General features: G+C 69.2%; 19 protein-coding genes. 8 read left to right on the top strand and 11 right to left on the bottom strand.

Annotated features, from left to right (window positions below; all coding sequences use genetic code 11):
- The first annotated feature begins 540 nt into the window (after positions 1 to 540).
- A complete protein-coding gene (locus FV217_RS08520; RefSeq protein ID WP_147816764.1) occupies positions 541 to 1,035 on the top strand; it encodes a VOC family protein in 495 nt (164 codons plus the stop codon).
- A gap of 251 nt (positions 1,036 to 1,286) precedes the next feature.
- On the opposite strand, the gene FV217_RS08515 is transcribed toward FV217_RS08520, so the two are convergent.
- Positions 1,287 to 1,799: a DUF192 domain-containing protein gene (locus tag FV217_RS08515; RefSeq protein ID WP_147816763.1), complete on the bottom strand. Its 513-nt coding sequence runs from the start codon at positions 1,797 to 1,799 to the stop codon at positions 1,287 to 1,289.
- A gap of 16 nt (positions 1,800 to 1,815) precedes the next feature.
- On the bottom strand, positions 1,816 to 2,424 hold the full coding sequence (locus tag FV217_RS08510; RefSeq protein WP_147816762.1) for a cold-shock protein: 609 nt from the start codon (positions 2,422 to 2,424) through the stop codon (positions 1,816 to 1,818).
- Positions 2,425 to 2,719: 295 nt separating this feature from the next.
- On the opposite strand from FV217_RS08510, the gene FV217_RS08505 reads away from it, so the two are divergent.
- Positions 2,720 to 3,739 (top strand): heparan-alpha-glucosaminide N-acetyltransferase, encoded by a 1,020-nt coding sequence (locus FV217_RS08505; protein WP_147816761.1) that lies wholly within the window; start codon positions 2,720 to 2,722, stop codon positions 3,737 to 3,739.
- A 21-nt stretch (positions 3,740 to 3,760) separates the two neighbouring features.
- On the opposite strand, the gene efp is transcribed toward FV217_RS08505, so the two are convergent.
- Positions 3,761 to 4,327 (bottom strand): elongation factor P, encoded by a 567-nt coding sequence (gene efp / locus FV217_RS08500; RefSeq protein ID WP_147076559.1) that lies wholly within the window; start codon positions 4,325 to 4,327, stop codon positions 3,761 to 3,763.
- A 131-nt stretch (positions 4,328 to 4,458) separates the two neighbouring features.
- On the opposite strand from efp, the gene epmA reads away from it, so the two are divergent.
- The 4 genes from epmA to FV217_RS08480 all read left to right on the top strand — a co-directional run bounded on the left by epmA (position 4,459) and on the right by FV217_RS08480 (position 8,173).
- Positions 4,459 to 5,526 (top strand): EF-P lysine aminoacylase EpmA, encoded by a 1,068-nt coding sequence (gene epmA / locus FV217_RS08495; RefSeq protein ID WP_147816760.1) that lies wholly within the window; start codon positions 4,459 to 4,461, stop codon positions 5,524 to 5,526.
- Positions 5,523 to 6,578 (top strand): lysine-2,3-aminomutase-like protein, encoded by a 1,056-nt coding sequence (locus tag FV217_RS08490; RefSeq protein WP_147816759.1) that lies wholly within the window; start codon positions 5,523 to 5,525, stop codon positions 6,576 to 6,578. The genes epmA and FV217_RS08490 overlap by 4 nt, the downstream gene beginning before the upstream one ends.
- A gap of 103 nt (positions 6,579 to 6,681) precedes the next feature.
- Entirely contained in the window at positions 6,682 to 7,302 is a 621-nt protein-coding gene (locus tag FV217_RS08485) for a glutathione S-transferase family protein (RefSeq protein WP_147816758.1), read from the top strand.
- A gap of 73 nt (positions 7,303 to 7,375) precedes the next feature.
- Entirely contained in the window at positions 7,376 to 8,173 is a 798-nt protein-coding gene (locus FV217_RS08480; RefSeq protein ID WP_147816757.1) for a YdcF family protein, read from the top strand.
- A gap of 2 nt (positions 8,174 to 8,175) precedes the next feature.
- Here the strand turns inward: FV217_RS08480 and FV217_RS08475 are convergent, their stop codons facing one another.
- The 4 genes from FV217_RS08475 to FV217_RS08460 all read right to left on the bottom strand — a co-directional run bounded on the left by FV217_RS08475 (position 8,176) and on the right by FV217_RS08460 (position 10,021).
- A complete protein-coding gene (locus FV217_RS08475) occupies positions 8,176 to 8,442 on the bottom strand; it encodes a DUF3253 domain-containing protein (RefSeq protein WP_147816756.1) in 267 nt (88 codons plus the stop codon).
- Positions 8,432 to 9,145: a DUF599 family protein gene (locus FV217_RS08470; protein WP_147816755.1), complete on the bottom strand. Its 714-nt coding sequence runs from the start codon at positions 9,143 to 9,145 to the stop codon at positions 8,432 to 8,434. Before FV217_RS08470 ends, FV217_RS08475 begins: the two co-directional genes overlap by 11 nt.
- 96 nt (positions 9,146 to 9,241) lie before the next feature.
- Positions 9,242 to 9,520, bottom strand: coding sequence for an acylphosphatase (locus tag FV217_RS08465; RefSeq protein WP_147816754.1), 279 nt, complete (start codon positions 9,518 to 9,520; stop codon positions 9,242 to 9,244).
- Between the two features lie 69 nt (positions 9,521 to 9,589).
- Complete coding sequence (locus FV217_RS08460) at positions 9,590 to 10,021, bottom strand: gamma-glutamylcyclotransferase family protein (RefSeq protein ID WP_147816753.1); 432 nt, start codon at positions 10,019 to 10,021, stop codon at positions 9,590 to 9,592.
- A gap of 229 nt (positions 10,022 to 10,250) precedes the next feature.
- On the opposite strand from FV217_RS08460, the gene FV217_RS22795 reads away from it, so the two are divergent.
- Positions 10,251 to 10,598, top strand: a complete 348-nt coding sequence (locus FV217_RS22795) for a hypothetical protein (RefSeq protein WP_187272483.1) — start codon at positions 10,251 to 10,253, stop codon at positions 10,596 to 10,598.
- A 45-nt stretch (positions 10,599 to 10,643) separates the two neighbouring features.
- Here FV217_RS22795 and FV217_RS08450 read toward each other — a convergent pair whose 3' ends face one another.
- The 3 genes from FV217_RS08450 to FV217_RS08440 all read right to left on the bottom strand — a co-directional run bounded on the left by FV217_RS08450 (position 10,644) and on the right by FV217_RS08440 (position 14,225).
- Positions 10,644 to 12,647 (bottom strand): acetyl/propionyl/methylcrotonyl-CoA carboxylase subunit alpha, encoded by a 2,004-nt coding sequence (locus FV217_RS08450; protein ID WP_147816751.1) that lies wholly within the window; start codon positions 12,645 to 12,647, stop codon positions 10,644 to 10,646.
- A 164-nt stretch (positions 12,648 to 12,811) separates the two neighbouring features.
- On the bottom strand, positions 12,812 to 13,255 hold the full coding sequence (locus FV217_RS08445) for a hypothetical protein (RefSeq protein WP_147816750.1): 444 nt from the start codon (positions 13,253 to 13,255) through the stop codon (positions 12,812 to 12,814).
- A 280-nt stretch (positions 13,256 to 13,535) separates the two neighbouring features.
- Positions 13,536 to 14,225: a L,D-transpeptidase gene (locus tag FV217_RS08440; protein WP_238231741.1), complete on the bottom strand. Its 690-nt coding sequence runs from the start codon at positions 14,223 to 14,225 to the stop codon at positions 13,536 to 13,538.
- A gap of 197 nt (positions 14,226 to 14,422) precedes the next feature.
- Between FV217_RS08440 and FV217_RS08435 the strand changes: the two genes are divergently transcribed.
- A complete protein-coding gene (locus FV217_RS08435) occupies positions 14,423 to 15,352 on the top strand; it encodes a histone deacetylase family protein (protein ID WP_147816749.1) in 930 nt (309 codons plus the stop codon).
- A gap of 10 nt (positions 15,353 to 15,362) precedes the next feature.
- On the opposite strand, the gene FV217_RS08430 is transcribed toward FV217_RS08435, so the two are convergent.
- Positions 15,363 to 16,034, bottom strand: coding sequence for an HAD-IA family hydrolase (locus FV217_RS08430; RefSeq protein WP_147816748.1), 672 nt, complete (start codon positions 16,032 to 16,034; stop codon positions 15,363 to 15,365).
- Positions 16,035 to 16,226 lie beyond the last annotated feature (192 nt).

Here is a 16,226-nt window from a genome sequence, read left to right as displayed (position 1 = left end):
CATCACCCTCGTGCGCGGCGGCTGCGGCTTCGGAGCCCATCGCGGCCCGTTCGGCGGCTGTCGCCTGAACAACGGCCCACGCGGCGACATGCGCCGCGCCCTCACCGGCGCCCCCGGCGGCTGCCCGCCCGGCCGCTACCGCATCCGCGGGATCTGCCGCTTCCGGTAAGACACTCGGCCAATCCTAAAGGCCGTCGCGGTCCACGGTGGCCTCCATGATGCGCATCGCGGACCGCCCCGATCTGCTCTCCGGCGAAGCGAAACCTGGGTCGTCGCCGGAGAGGGTGGGAGGCGTATGGCGGGGACGGCGAACCGGACCTGCGGTCGCCCTCGGCCGCAGAGATTCGATCCGCCTCGGTCGCGGTCGCCGTGAAACGATCGCAGAATCGAGGGCGCCGCTCACGAATCGCCCCAGCCGGCGCATGGCGTCCCCTGCCCTTTCCAAGTCCTCCGGCCGATGGTTGGATGGACGTCCTGCCGCAGCCTCCCTGCGAATCGGAGGCGGTGTCCGGTTGCCGGCAGCGCGAGGGAGGAGCCGCCATGGTCGCCAAGAACTCGGGGGTCGCCAAGAACACGGTCTGCCTCTGGTACGACACGGAGGCCGAGGCCGCCGCCCGCTTCTACGTCGAGACGTTCCCGGAGAGCGCGATGGGGGAGGTCCACCGGGCGCCGGCCGACTACCCGTCGGGAAAGGCGGGCGACGTGCTGACTGTCGCGTTCACGGTGGCGGGCATCGCCTGCATCGGCCTGAACGGCGGCACCGCCTTCCGGCACAACGAGGCCTTCTCGTTCCAGATCGCCACGGACGACCAGGCGGAAACGGACAGTCTGTGGAACGCGATCGTCGGCAATGGCGGCCGGGAGAGCGCCTGCGGCTGGTGCAAGGACCGCTGGGGCATCTCGTGGCAGATCACGCCGCGCATGCTCACCGCGGCGATGGCGGCCGGCGGCGACGAGGCGAAACGCGCCTTCACCGCCATGATGACCATGCGCAAGATCGACGTCGCGGCGATCGAGGCGGCCCGGCGCGGGTGACGCTGCGCCTCTCCCTGGGCGCCGACGCGATCGGGGTTGCGGCCGAAGGCTGAAAGCGCAGAGCCCGTCGGCTCGGAGCGTTTTCGCTTGATCGGACCGGCTCGCCCCGCGGCCTGGCTTAAGGGCGTCTTGGCTTCAGGGCGTCCTGGCGAGGGTGGCCCCGGCGAGAAGGCCGATCGGCGCCAGCACGGGCATACCGACGCGGATTTCGCGCATTCCGAAGGTGCCGTCGGTGCGTGGCGCCGCGAGGATCAGCGCCCCCTGCCCTTGAACAGCGCGTGCTCGACCCGGTCGCCGGGCCGGATGCCGAGTTTGTCGGTGGTGCCGGCATTGAGTTCGAGCACGGCGAGGATCGGTTCCCCGGACGCGATCACCTTGGTCGACAGCGGCTCGGTGTCGGCGGCGATGCGGGCGATGGTGCCGTCTGGCCGGATGAACACCATGTCGAGGGACAGGTAGGTGTTCTTCATCCACATGTTGACCGGCTGCACCTGCTCGAAATCGAACAGCATGCCGCGGTCGGCCGCCATGGCCTTGCGGAACATCAGGCCGCGGGCGCGGTCGGCGTCGTTGCGCATCACCTCGACCTTGAAGGCGTGGCGGCCGTTTTTCTTCGATGCGATGCCGAGGGGCTCGGTGCGCGCCGCCGCCATGTCGTCGGCAGGCATCTCGGCATGAACGGCGACGGCGAAGGCCGGGCCGGCGAGCAGGGCGGCGATCAGGGCCTGGGCGAGGCGGCGGCGAAGCGGGCTTTGTGAAACCATCGCGAAGGGCAAACCGTCAGTGGGAGCTGGGAAGCGCCCCGTCGACGAGGCGGACTTCCGCCGCCATAGCACCCTTCGAGCCGTCGCCGTAGCGCACCAGGACGGTATCGCCCGGCTTCAGCTCGGCGATGCCGTAGCGGCGCAGGGTCTCCATGTGCACGAAGATGTCCGGCGTGCCCTCCCCGCAGGAGAGGAAGCCGAAGCCGCGCAGGCGGTTGAACCACTTCACCACCGCGGTCTCGAGCCCGCTCGTCGGCGTGACGCTGACATGGGTGCGCGGCAGCGGCAGCTCGGAGGGGTGGGTGGCGCTCGACTGGTCGATGGAGATCACGCGGAAGGCCTGCCAGCCGCGCGGCCGCTCGATGGCCTCGACGACGATGCGGGCGCCCTCGCTGGCGTTCTGGTGGCCGTCGCGGCGCAGGCAGGTGACGTGCAGCAGGATGTCGGGCGAGCCGTCGTCCGGGACGATGAAGCCGAAACCCTTGGAGACGTCGAACCACTTGATGTGGCCGGCGACCTCGACGAGGTCGACCGGACGCTCGGCGTCATGGCCCGACGGCACGGCGTCGTCCGCCAGCCTCGACCCGAACAGCCCGAGATCGCCCATTCCGTGATCGTTCGACATGTAAGCAACCCGCACCGAACCGAATCACGTCGTGCGATTCTCACGGTAAATTAACAAAGTCCGGAATCGGCGGAAGCCCGTTCGCTCGGCAGGACTGCCCTCGAACATTGCATTTTTCGGTGATTCGGCAGTCTTGCCACAGTCATGGCCGGGATAACTTACGACCGGTACGCGTTTTCGCGGCGCGAACTCGCGGTATTGGCGAGTGTGGGAGAGGCCGGTCACGTTTTCGAGAGAGCCCGCCCGCCCCTCCGGGGCATCGCTCGCGCCCCGCAGGAATGCTAGGCGCAACGCCATGCTCGACGCCAGCCCGACCGCCAAGGCCGATCCGGCCCCGCACGTTTCCCGCCCCGTCCGCCGCATCGACGCGATCGACGCCGCCCGCGGCGCGGCGCTGCTGGCGATGGCGGCCTACCATCTCACCTGGGATCTCGGCTTCCTGAAGGTCACGCCGCTCAACGCCGCGCTGACCCCCGCCGGCCGCCTCGCCGCCCACGCGATCGCCGGCAGCTTCCTGCTGCTCGTCGGAATCGGCCTCGTCCTCGCGACCCGCGACGGCCTGCGCCCGCGCCCCTACCTGCTCCGCTTGGGCCGAATCGGCGGCGCCGCGATCCTGATCACCGCCGTGACCTACGGGTTCATGCCGGACGGATTCATCTTCTTCGGGATCCTGCATTGCATCGCCGTGGCCAGCATCCTGGCCCTGCCGCTGCTCCTCATGCCCAGTGCGGTGAGCCTCCCGGCAAGCGTCCTGGCGAGCATCGTGTTCATCCTCGGCAGCACCGCGTTGCGGCACCCGCTGCTCGAAGCGCCGGAGCTGTTTTTCCTGGGTCTCGGCAGCCGCCTGCCACAGACGAACGACTGGGTGCCGCTGTTTCCCTGGTTCGGCATCGTCCTCGCCGGCATCGCCCTGGCCCTGGCCGGACTGCCGGTCTTCCTGCGCTCACGCCTCGCGACATGGCGGGCAACGGGGCGGATCGGCCGGGCTGCGGCCTTCGCGGGGCGTCACAGCCTCGCCGTCTATCTCGTTCACCAGCCCGTACTTTTCGGCTTGGTCTACGGCCTCGTCAGCTTGACCGGGCCGCATCCGAAGGCGGGCGTCGCCGAGTTCCGCAAGGAATTCCAGGGCAATTGCGTCCGCACCGGCGGCGGTCCCGATGCCTGCCGGATCGCCAGCCGCTGCGTTGCCGACGCGCTCCGCCGGGAGGGATTGTGGGCGACAGGCGCGGCCTTCACCCTGGAGGAGCGGGCGAAGGCGCAGAACCTCTCGCGGCAATGCTACGAGGCGGCGGAGGGCACCGCGCCTCCGCCGTAAGCTCTTGGTTTCTTAGAGAAATCAGTCCTTGGCGCGCTCGACGTAGGAGCCATCGGCGGTCAGGATGACGACGCGGGTTCCGGTCGCGACATGGGGCGGCACCGAGGTCCGCACGCCGTTCGAGAGGATCGCCGGCTTGTAGGAGGACGAGGCGGTCTGGCCCTTCATGGCCGGCTCGGTCTCGACGATCTCGAGGGTCACGCGCTGGGGCAGCTCGATCGTCAGCGGCACGCCGTTGTGCTGCGAGAGCATCACGGCCATGCCCTCCTGCAGGTAGGGCGCGGAGGAGCCGACCACGTCCTCGGGGACCGCAAGCTGCTCGTAGGTCTCGGGATTCATGAAGTGGAAGCCCTCGCCGTCGCTGTAGAGGAAGGTGTGCTCGCGGTCCTCGACGAAGGCGCGCTCGACCTGCTCGGTGGTGCGGTAGCGCTCCGACACCTTCACGCCGTCGCTGATCCGGCGCATGTCGAGCTGCGTCACCGGCGTGCCCTTGCCGGGGTGGATGTTCTCCGCCGTCAGGATGACGTAGAGCTTGCCGTCCTTGTCGACGACATTGCCCTTGCGGAGCGTCGAGGCGATCACCTTCACGAGCGTAGACCTTGTTTTGACGAGGGCGCCGGGCCGGTGCGGCGGCGCCGGAGCGAGATATTCTTGCAGCCCCTAGCCCATCCGCCGCGTTCGTGCCAGCCGAGACCCGACAACAGAAGAGCCGGCGAAGCGTGACGTCTTCCTCCCCCTGCCCCTCCCCCTGGTGGCAGCCGCGGATCCATGCGGATCGCCGCCCGCTCCTGCTGACGCGCAACCGCATCCAGGCGGCCCTGCGGGCGCATTTTTCCACTCGGGATTTCGTCGAGGTCGAGGCTGCCTGCCTGCAGGTCTCGCCGGGCAACGAGGCGCATCTCTCGGCCTTCGCGACCGAGGCGATCCGGCACGACGGCCTGCGCGAGACACTCTATCTCCACACCTCGCCGGAATTCGCCTGCAAGAAGCTGCTGGCGGCCGGCGAGACGAAGATCCTGAGCATCGCCAAGGTCTTCCGCAACCGCGAGCGCGGCCCGCTGCACCATCCCGAGTTCACCATGGTCGAGTGGTACCGGGCGAACGAGGGCTACGCGGCGCTGATGCGCGACTGCGCCGAGGTGCTGGGGCTCGCCGCCGAGACGGCCGGCGTGCCGCGCCTGACCTATCGGGGCCGCGAGGCCGACCCGTTCGCCCCCTTCGAGCGGCTGAGCGTGGCCGAGGCCTTCGCGCGTCATGCCGGCATTGATCTGCTCGCCACGATGGCGCGCGACGGCGGCACCGACCGCGATGCGCTGGCCTCGGCCATCGCCGCACGCGGCCTGCGCGTCGCGGAGGACGACACCTGGGCCGATCTCTATTCCCGCATCCTGGTCGGCCTGATCGAGCCGCATCTCGGCGACGGGCGTCCGACCCTGCTCTGCGAATATCCGGTGAGCGAAGCGGCGCTGGCCCGGCCAAGCCCGTCGGACCCGCGCGTCGCCGAGCGCTTCGAGCTCTACGCCTGCGGTGTCGAGCTTGCCAACGCCTTTGGCGAATTGACGAATCCGGCCGAGCAGCGCCGCCGCTTCGAGGCCGAGATGGACGAGAAGGCCCGCGTCTACGGCGAGCGCTATCCCATCGACGAAGATTTCCTGGACGCCCTCGCGATCATGCCGGAGGCGTCGGGCATCGCCCTCGGCTTCGACCGGCTGGTAATGCTGGCCACAGGCGCGCCGCGCATCGACGACGTGGTCTGGACGCCCGTCACCCGAGGAAGCGACGCGTGACCCGGGCCTTGCGCAGTCCCGCCGACCTCGCCCGCGCCGGGCTGGCCCGGCCCGAGGACCTTCCGGGCCTCGAGGCCGTCGCGGCGCGCTACGCCGTCTCGCTCACCGCCGACATGGCCGAGTTGATCGACGCGGCCGATCCGGCCGACCCGATCGCGCGCCAGTTCGTGCCACGCACCGATGAACTGGAGACGCATCCCACCGAGCGGGCCGATCCGATCGGCGACTCCGTTCACGAGCCCTTGCCCGGTCTGGTCCACCGCTATCCCGACCGCGTGCTGCTCAAACCCCTGCATGTCTGCCCGGTCTATTGCCGGTTCTGCTTCCGCCGCGAGATGGTGGGACCCGACGGGCTCGGGACCCTGAGCGACGCGCAACTGACTGCAGCGTATGCGTATATCGCCGGCGACCCCGGTATCTGGGAGGTCGTGCTCACCGGGGGCGATCCGTTCGCCCTGTCGCCGCGCCGGCTCGCGGCGATCGCCGAGGCGCTCGGTGCGATCCCGCATGTCCGCGTGCTTCGCATCCATACCCGCGTGCCGGTGGTGGACCCGGCAAGCGTCACCGACGCCCTCGTCGCCGCCCTGAAGGGTTTTCGCGGCGCCGTCTTCGTGGCGCTCCACGCCAACCACCCGCGGGAATTCACGCCGGCCGCGCGACAAGCCATCGCCCGGCTCGTCGATGCAGGGCTTCCGATGGTGAGCCAGAGCGTGCTGCTCGCCGGAATCAACGACGATTCCGAGACGCTGACCGCCCTGATGCGCGGCTTCGTCGAGAACCGGATCAAGCCCTACTACCTGCACCACGGCGATCTCGCCCCGGGCACCGGCCACTTTCGGACGAGCCTGCCCCAGGGACAGGCGCTGATGCGGACCTTGCGGGCGACCCTGTCCGGCCTCGCGCAGCCGACCTACGTCCTCGACATCCCCGGCGGCCACGGCAAGGTGCCTGTCGGGCCGGGCTATTTGCAGGAGGCCGGCGAGGGCCACCGCGTCACCGATCCGGGAGGCGTCGAGCACGCCTATCCGCCCGAGCGAGACGAGGACGCCTGATGCGAGTTCCTGATGAGGGGTGCGATCGAAGCGGGCACTCTCCTCCCCCTCGTTGGGAGGGGAAGAGACACGGCACCCGGTGCGATCGAGTGGAGGCGGTGTGATGCGGCGGCTGTGGGGACGGGCGAATTCCGTCAACGTGCAGAAGGCGATCTGGGGGCTCGAGGAACTCGGCCTGCCCTACGAGCGGCGCGACGCCGGTGGGGCGCACGGCGTCGTCGGCGAGCCCTCCTACCGCGCCCTCAACCCCAACGGCCTCGTTCCGACCCTCGAGGAGGGCGGCTTCGTGCTGTGGGAGTCGAACGCGATCCTGCGCTACCTCGCGCGCCAGCCCGGCTCGCCGCTGGCACTGCCGGACGAGCCCCGTCCTTGCGCCCGCGTCGACCAGTGGCTCGACTGGCAGGCGACCACCTTCACGCCCAGTATGCGCGACTGCTTCTGGCAGCTGATCCGGGTGCCCGAAGGACAACGGGACTTGCCGGCGATCGAGGCCTCGCGCGCCAGGACCGAAGCGGGAGCCGCGCTCCTCGACGCCCATCTCGCCGGCACGGCCTTCGTGGCGGGCGAGCTTTTCAGCATCGCCGACATCGCGGTGGGTTGTGCCGTCCATCGCTGGCTGCATCTGCCGATTCCACGCGATGAGCGTCCGAATCTCGTGCGATGGTACCGTGAGATCGCGCAGCGCCCGGCCGCCTTGGTTGCCCTGGCAGGGCCGATGACCTGACCCCGATCGTCGCCGGACCACCATGGCCGAGACTCATTCCCCCGCGCCCAACGGCGCAAGATCCGGAACAGCCATGTTCTTCCCGCTCTCGAAGATCATCTTCTTCCTGATCACCCCCTCGAATTTCTTCATCCTCGTGGGGTTGCTCGGATGCCTGCTGCTGTTCACGCAGGGAGGCTGGGTTTTCGGACGTATCCTCGCGATCACCGGCTTCCTCGGGCTGCTGGCGGGGGGGCTGCTTCCCCTCGCGGCCGTGACCCTGCTGCCGCTGGAGAACCGTTTTCCGGCCTTCGTCGACGACGGTACCCCGATCGACGGGATCATCGTCCTCGGCGGCGGCCTCATGACGACGATCTCCGACGAGCGCGGCCAGTTGACGGTCAACGCCGCCGGCGAACGGCAGATCGCCCTCGCCGACCTCGCCCGGCGCTATCCCGCGGCCCGCCTGCTGTTCTCGGGGGGCAGCGGCAACATCGAGGAGGGGACGGTCTCGGAGGCCGGCACGGTCGGACGCTTCGCCGACACCCTCGGCGTGCCGCGTGACCGGCTGATCCTGGAGGAGCGCTCGCGCAACACCCGCGAGAATGCCCGCTTCAGCGCGGAACTCGCGACCCCGAAGCCGGGCGAGCGCTGGCTCCTCGTGACGTCGGCCTGGCACATGCCGCGCGCCGTCGGCTGCTTCCGCCGGGCGGGGTTCCCGGTGACGGCCTATCCGGTCGATTACCGTACGGCCGGCCCGCGCGACGCCGCGCGGTTCAACACCTTCGCCTCGGACGGGCTGCTGGAGCTCGACCTCGCCGTGAAGGAATGGATCGGCCTCGTCGCCTACAAGCTCGCCGGCTACACCGACGCGTGGATGCCGGCGCCGTAGCGTCAGCCCTGCTCCGGGACAGGCCCGAGCCGATAGATCCCGCGAAAATCGTCGGGATCGACCGGCTTGCCCTTGCGCAGGATCGCGATGCGGCCCTCCTTGGTCAGGCGCACGGCGACCCGCCGCACAGGCTGCATCAGCGGTCCCCAACCCTCCGGATGCAGGCCGCCGAGGGCACGGGCGACCTCCGAGGGGCAGCAGGTCTTGCCCGGTCCGCGCTCCGCGACGAGGCGCAGCATCGTCGATTCGATCTCGGCATCATCGGCCATCGTGGGTATCCTCGTCGGCGATCAGGGCGGAGCGGATCTCCGAGGCGAATTGCCGGCGCCACATCACGCAGAAGACGGCGGCGGTGGCGGCGATCAGCACCGCGGGGCTCACGAACCAGCCGAGGTAGGCGAGCGCGAAGAAGAAGGCCCGCTGGCCCCGGTCGAAATGGTTGCCGGCCGCGATGTTCATGGCCGCGGCGCGATACGCGGCCCGCTGCATCGTCTCGTAGTCGACGCCGGACCCCTTCGGCGGCACCGCGCCGATCAGGATCGCGCCGTAGTTGAACAGGCGATAGGCCCAGGAGAACTTGAAGAAGGCGTAGACGAACACGATCGCCAGCCCCGCGACCTTGATCTCCCAGGTCGCCCGGGTGGTCACGACGCCCAAGGGCAGCGAGCCGAACAGCGACAGCACGTCGTCGCCCGAGCGCGATAGCGTCAGCACCGAGCCCAGCGCGATCAGCGAGGTCGAGGCGAAGAAGGCGGTGCCGTTCTGCAGCGAGGCGTTGATCGTGGTGTCGACGACCCGGTTGTCGCGCGCGATCATCTGCTCGGCCCAGATCCGCCGCTGGGCATGCATGATCCGGCTGAGGCTGCGATGGCCTTTGCGGCCCTGCACCGCGAAGCCGTAGATTAGCCATGCGCCGATGAAGAACAGCACGGCGACGACGTCGAGCAGGGAGAAGACGCTGATGTCAGGCATGGCGTCGGGCGCCTTCGAGGGCGCAGGCGGAATCGGTCATCAGGGGCGGCTATAGAGCGGGCGGGCTCTCGGCAAGCCCGTGCCAGCCATGCACGCTCAGTCGACGACCGCGAAGCCCTGCTCAAGCACCGGTTCCGCCGCCGTGACGTCGATCCCCTCGACCCGCGCCGCGGGCGGTCCCTGGCGGCACTCGGCGACGAGGGCATCGACCGCGTCGGCAGGCCCGGAAAAAACGCCCTCGACGGCCCCGTCCTCCCGGTTGCGGACCCAGCCGGCAACGCCGTGTTGGCGGGCACGCCCTTGCGTCCACTTGCGATAGAACACGCCCTGGACCCGGCCGCGGATCACCACACGGATCGATTTGGTCTCGCTCAAGGGGCCGCTCCGGCTGTCGCGTTCGGGGGATCAGGTAGCGCGATTTTCGGGTCCGTCAGCGCCGCCCGTTCAAGCCCGCGCGCGCCGCAGCCAGCCGCGGACTTCCTGGACATAGGGACCGGGCAACTGCGCGGCCTGAGCCGCCGCCAGCACATCCTCGAGATAACCCGGCCGCGGGATGCCGGGCGCGGTGCTGCGGCCGAAATAGATCAGCGCCCGACGGATCCCGACATCCGTCGTCACCGGCTGCGAGGCCTTCACGTACAGTCCGCCTGCCACGCCCTCGTAGCGGTCGAGCGCCGGCACGTCGGAGAGCGAGAGCTCCCAGAGCACGCCCCAGACGGTGGAGCCGGGCGCCCGCACCACCGAGGCGTAGCCCTCCTTCATGATGATGAAGCGGTGCCGGTTGAGACGTCCGCGGCCGATCAGCCGCGAGGCCGGACAGCGAATCGCCATCTCGGCCGCGTCCATGTTGGCGCCGTAGGCGAAGTAGAGGGGCATGCGTTCCTTGCGCCGCGAGAGCTGGGCCCGAGGCGCCTCGCGGACACGATGAGGTCACGCAAGCGGCGGGCGAGAGATCGGGGACCGCCGACGCCGCTTCGAGCCTCATGTCCGCGCCCTCCGCCAGGGCGCGGAACACACGATCCGCACGCTCTCATCCTTCGGCAGAGACGGGGTGTCCGGCAGCGGCAAGGGCTCTGATCGATCGACGGTAAGCGGATTGCGGACCGTGCCGCTATTCGCCCGGTGGCTTGCGATCGAGCCGCCTGCCGGCGCGCTCGTGAGCGAGCACGGCCAAGTAAGCTGCCGTCAAAACGAAAGCCGGAATCACGAAAGTGACGAAGATCTGCCCGGAATTCACGGCTTGAGGCTCCGCAAAACGCGTCGTCCCAACCAATGTAGGCCTGCTGCGGCGCAGAACCAAATTCCGGCAAAGATCGCCGTCCAGACGCTGATGGCCGGTGCAGACGGAACGCCGAAACTCACTGCGGTGATCGGCGTCACCACGCCAACCACGATGAACGCAACAGCCACGTTGTTGAGTCCCGTGGCCAGAAGCTTCGCCTGCTCATTGTAGGCGAGGTCGGATATTCCGGGCGGCCGTTGTCCTCGCGGCATACGCTCACGCGAATTCCAGGATCACCTCGTCCACCGCGAGGCTGTCGCCCTCCTTGGCCGCGATCGTGGCGATCTTGCCGTCGCGCTCGGCGCGCAGCACGTTCTCCATCTTCATGGCTTCGACGATGGCGAGCGGCTCGCCGACCTTCACCTCCTGGCCTTCCTCGACCAGGATCTGCTTCACGAGGCCGGGCATCGGGCAGAGCAGCTGCTTGCCGGAATCGCCGGTCTCCTTGACCGGCATCAGGGCGGCGAGTTCGGCCTCGCGGCGCGTGTAGACGCGGGCGTTCGCGGCGGCGCCGGCATGCTGCAGGAAGACGCCGTTGAGGACGCTGCGGACCTGGATGGCCACGCTTTCCTCGCCGACGGTGCCGGTCCAGACCGGCTGCCCCGGATGCCAGTCGCTGCGCACCGGAGTCACCGTGCCGTCCGCGCTCGTGACCACGAGGTCGTTGCCGATGTTCGCGACGGTGACGTCGAAGGTCTCGTCTCCCAGATGCACCACGCGCTCGCGCTCGAAATGCAGCAGGCCCGGATCGCGCATCTGGCCCGAGATGCCGCGCTTCCTCACGTTGAGCTTGTGGTCGATCGCCGCCGCCACGGCCGCGAGCCGCAGGGCAACCGCACCCTCGGGAGCGGGCGCGACGAAGCCGTCCGGGAATTCTTCCTTGATGAAGCCGGTCGAGAGATCGCCCTTGCGCCAGCGCGGATGCGCCATCAGCGTCGCCAGGAACGGGATGTTGTGGCGGATGCCGTCGATGGCGAAGGCGTCGAGCGCGGTGCCCTGCGCCTCGATGGCCTGCAGCCGGGTCGGCGCCCAGGTGACGAGCTTGGCGATCATCGGATCGTAGTGGATCGCGATCTCGCCGCCCTCCTCCACGCCGGTATCGTTGCGCACGATGGCCTCGCCGACCGGCCCCTCGGCCGGGGGCCTATAGGTGGTGAGGCGGCCGATGGAGGGCAGGAAGTTGCGGGTCGGGTCCTCGGCGTAGACGCGGCTTTCGACGGCCCAGCCGTTCAGCTTCACCTCGTCCTGCGTCAGCGGAAGCTCCTCGCCCGCCGCGACGCGGATCATCAGTTCGACGAGGTCGACGCCGGTGATCATCTCGGTGACCGGATGCTCGACCTGGAGCCGGGTGTTCATCTCGAGGAAATAGAAGGACTTGTCCTGGCCGGCGACGAATTCGACCGTGCCGGCGGAGTCGTAGTCCACGGCCTTCGCCAGGGCGACGGCCTGCTCGCCCATCGTCTTGCGGGTCGCCTCGTCGAGGAGCGGGCTCGGGGCTTCCTCGATGACCTTCTGGTTGCGGCGCTGGATCGAGCACTCGCGCTCGCCGAGATAGATCACGTTGCCGTGCTTGTCGCCGATCACCTGGATCTCGATGTGGCGCGGGTCGACGATGAACTTCTCGATGAAGACGCGGTCGTCGCCGAAGGAGGATGCGGCCTCGGACTTCGCGCGGTCGAAGCCTTCCTTCACCTCGCCCGCGGATTCCGCGATGCGCATGCCCTTGCCGCCGCCGCCGGCGGACGCCTTGATCATGACGGGATAGCCGATCTCGTCGGCGATCTTCACGGCGTGCTCGGCGTCGGTGATCACGCCGAGGAAGCCGGGGACGGTCGAGACGTTGGCGGCGGCCGCCGCCTTCTTCGACTCGATCTTGTCGCCCATGGCGGCGATCGCGCCCGGATTCGGCCCGATGAAGGTGATCCCGGCCGCCTTCAGCGCCTTCGGGAAGGATTCGCGCTCGGAGAGGAAGCCGTAGCCCGGATGCACCGCCTGTGCGCCGGTCTGCTTGCAGGCGTCGATGATCTTGTCGATCACGAGGTAGGATTCCGCGGCCGAAGCGGGACCGATATGCACCGCCTCGTCGGCCATGGCGACGTGGACGGCGTCACGGTCGGCATCCGAGTAGACCGCCACCGTCTTGATGCCCATCCGCCGGGCGGTCTTGATGATGCGGCAGGCGATCTCGCCCCGGTTGGCAATCAGGATCTTTTCGAACATCGCAGGCCGCAAGTGGGAGGAAGCGTCGTCGGACAGGTGGCGGAGCAAAGCCCCGGCTGCATTCCGATAAAGCACTTGCGCAGCCGGCGAAAGCTGTGCCGGGCGACCGGCGAAAGTGAATACAATCCTGCCCCGCGCTCTGGCCGGCAGGGACAGGCCACGGCTCAGGCGGCGAGGGCGAAATGCTGGCGGCGCATGGCGACGGGCTGGCGGGTCCAGCTGTTCGCCTCCAGGGCGAAGGAGATCAGGTCTTCGTCGCTCGTCTGGGCCTCGCGCACGACCTCCATCGCGATCCGCGCACCCGTCGGGGTCGGCCCCGAGCGGCCCGCGATCGAGGCGGCGAGCCAGCCCGCGGCATCGTTCCCGACGGTGCCGGTCGAGCGCTCGGCCCAAACCACGAAATCGACGACGAGGGCGATGAGCAGGTCGGCGAAGCCGGCGTCCTTGTCGGTGACGGCCCGATCGAGGGCGAGCAGCAGGTCGACTTCGTCGCGATGCGCCAGGCCGTCGGCGAGGTGGTCCTCGCTGAGGCTCCGCACGTCGTCGCGCGTCATGCGGCCGGCCGCGGCAATACGGTTGCAGAAGAGTTGAAGTGAAAGGTTGCTCATGTCCTGCTTCCCTCCGGCCTGTGTTCTGCCGGTCCCGTGTTTCTCTATGTCGTGACTGTACGAGCCGGGATTGCTCTCAGAGGTTAACGGGCAAATCTGAACGGAATTTCAGGTTAAAGCGCCATCACGATTGGTGCTTTCGAAATGGTGTCGGCAATCCGCCGCTTTTTGCCGATTCCCACCTGCGGGCGCAGGTGCAGGACGGTGCAGCCCAAAACAAATCGGGGCGGCACCCTGTGCCGCCCCGTCGATCCGCGTCTCATGTCCGGTGGGTCCGTGCCTACAGCACCACGACCTTCGTTCCGATCGGAACGCGGGTGTAGAGGTCCATCGCATCCTCGTTGAGCATGCGGATGCAGCCCGACGAGACCGACTGGCCGATCTTCTCGGGCTCGTTGGTGCCGTGGATGCGGAACAGCGTGTCCTTGCCGTTCTGCGCCAGGAACAGCGAGCGTGCGCCGATCGGGTTGAGCGGGCCGCCTTCGAGGCGCGTGGGCAGCTCGGGCTTGCGCGCGAGCATCTCCTTGGGCGGGTTCCAGTCCGGCCATTCCATCTTGCGGTCGACATTGGCCGTGCCGGACCAGGAGGCGCCCTCCTTGCCGACGGAGACCGGGTAGCGCATCGCCTGACCGCCGGCCATGACGAAGTAGAGGCGCTTCTCGGCCGTCGACACGATGATCGTCCCGGGCTTCTCCTTCGTCGGATAGTCGATGACGGTGCGCCGGAGCTCGGGATCGTTGATCTGGGCGGAGGGCGCCAGCTTCAGCCATTCGCGGTCGCGCTCGGGCCCCGGCGGAAAGTACGGCGGCGGCGGGGGCACCGCCATCGGCGTCACGCCTCCGGGGCCGACGGCCCCCGGCGGCGTCAGCGCGGCGAGCTGAACCGGAGGCAGCGCGGCCCGCTCCGACATGCAGCCGGCGAGCGACGCGCCGAGCGGGGCGAGGGCGAGGAGCGCGAGATGGGAACGCATGACGTGGTTGCCCCGATAGGCGAAGGTCCCCGCCGGATCGCACGACGGGGTTTGCGCTATCTTGCTGAGCTTCGTGGCCAGGACTGTGGCAAGCTGGTCCTACCAAGCGGAACCGTGGCGCATTTGCTGCGCTTGTTGCCGAGATGAGACAGCGCGCGCCGGCCGTCGGATCGGCTCCGCTGCCGGGAGGATGATCCGTGACCACGCTGTACGTGAGCCACCCCTGCGCCCTCGACCACGCCATGCCGGACGGGCACCCGGAGCGCCCCGCCCGCATCCAGGCGGTCGAACGCGCCCTGGAGCGCGAGAGCTTTTCCGCGCTCGTCCGCTGCCTCGCCCCGCGGGCCGAGCTCGCGACGGCGGAGCTCGCCCACCCGGCCGAGTATGTCGAGATGATCGCCAAGGCCTCGCCGGATGAGGGCTTCGTCCAGATCGATTCCGACACGCTGATGTCGCCCGGCACCCTCAAGGCGGTGCTGCATGCGATCGGCGGGGCGACGCACGCTGTCGACGCGGTGATGACGGGCGAATGCGCCAACGCCTTCGTGGCGATGCGCCCGCCCGGCCATCACGCCGAGCGCGCCACGCCGATGGGCTTCTGCCTGTTCAACACCGCCGCCATCGCCGCACGCCATGCCCGCAAGGCGCATGGCGCCACCCGCGTCGCGGTCGTCGATTGGGACGTCCACCACGGCAACGGCACCCAGGACATTTTTTGGGACGACAAGGCCGTGATGTACGCCTCGACCCACCAGATGCCGCTGTTTCCCGGCACCGGCGCCAAGGGAGAGCGCGGCACCCACGACACCATCGTCAACGTGCCGCTGAAGGCCGGCGACGACGGCGCGGTGTTTCGCGAGGTGTTCGAGGCCGGCATCCTGACGCGGCTCGACGCCTTCGCGCCCGATCTCATCGTGATCTCGGCCGGATTCGATGCCCATCACCTCGATCCGCTTGCGAATCTACGCCTCGACGAATCAGATTTCGGCTGGGCGACGCGGCGGCTGATGGAGGTGGCTCACAAGCACGGCGGCGGCCGCGTCGTCTCGGTGCTGGAGGGCGGCTACGACCTCGAAGGTCTGAGCCGCTCCGTGGCCGCGCATGTGGATGCGCTGATGGGGCGGTAGGCCCCGTCGCCTATGCGACCGGGACCAGTTCGAGCCGTCCGTCCGGATCGCACCGCGAGGCCAGGCCCTCGTAGCCCGCCCGCGTCGGGTGCGGCGTTGCGATGGCCTTGGTGTGCGTGGCGGTGATCACGAGAACGGCCGCGCCGGCGGCCTCGGCCGCCGCGATGCCGGCCGGCGCATCCTCGAAGACGAGGCAGTCCACTGCCGAAACGCCGAGCTTGTCTGCGGCCAGCTGGAAGCAGTCGGGAGCGGGCTTGCCGCGCGCGACATCCTCGGCGGCGACCATCAGCGGCGGCGGGGGCAGGCCGGCGGCCGCGAGCCGGCACTCTGCGAGTTTCCGGGGGGCCGAGGTCACGATCGCCCAGCGCTCCCGCGGCAGCGCGGCGAGGAAGGCGGCGGCGCCCGCGATCGGGTCGATGTCGGCCACGTCCGCCATCTCCGCACGCATGATCGCGTCGGCTTCCTCTTGCGGATCGACGCCCGGCAGGCCGAGCCGCGCGATGGTCTCCACCGTGCGCACGCCGTGGATCGTGGGCAGGAAAGTCGCGACGTCGAGCCCGTGCGCGGCGGCCCAGCGCGACCAGACCCGCTCGGCCGAGGCGATGGAGGTCAGGACCGTGCCGTCCATGTCGAACAGGAACGCGGCGAAGCGGCGGCCCGGAAACACGGGACGTTCGGTCATGAAACGACTCCGGGTTTGCTTGCGAGATGGCGAACCAATCGTCGCCTTCGCAGCGCATATCCCCTCCCCCTTGTGGGGAGGGGTAGGGGTGGGGGGTGGTGCAGGATCGAGCGGAACGGTGCCGTCTGCACCACCTCCGGCTCCTCCCCACAAGGGGGAGGAGAGGCTCACGGCCCGGACCGCATCGCACTC

This window comes from Methylobacterium sp. WL9 (assembly GCF_008040035.1).
Lineage (GTDB): Bacteria > Pseudomonadota > Alphaproteobacteria > Rhizobiales > Beijerinckiaceae > Methylobacterium > Methylobacterium thuringiense.
The sequence above is the reverse complement of the archived record's forward strand: the minus strand, read 5'-3'. Positions and strand labels throughout refer to the sequence as shown.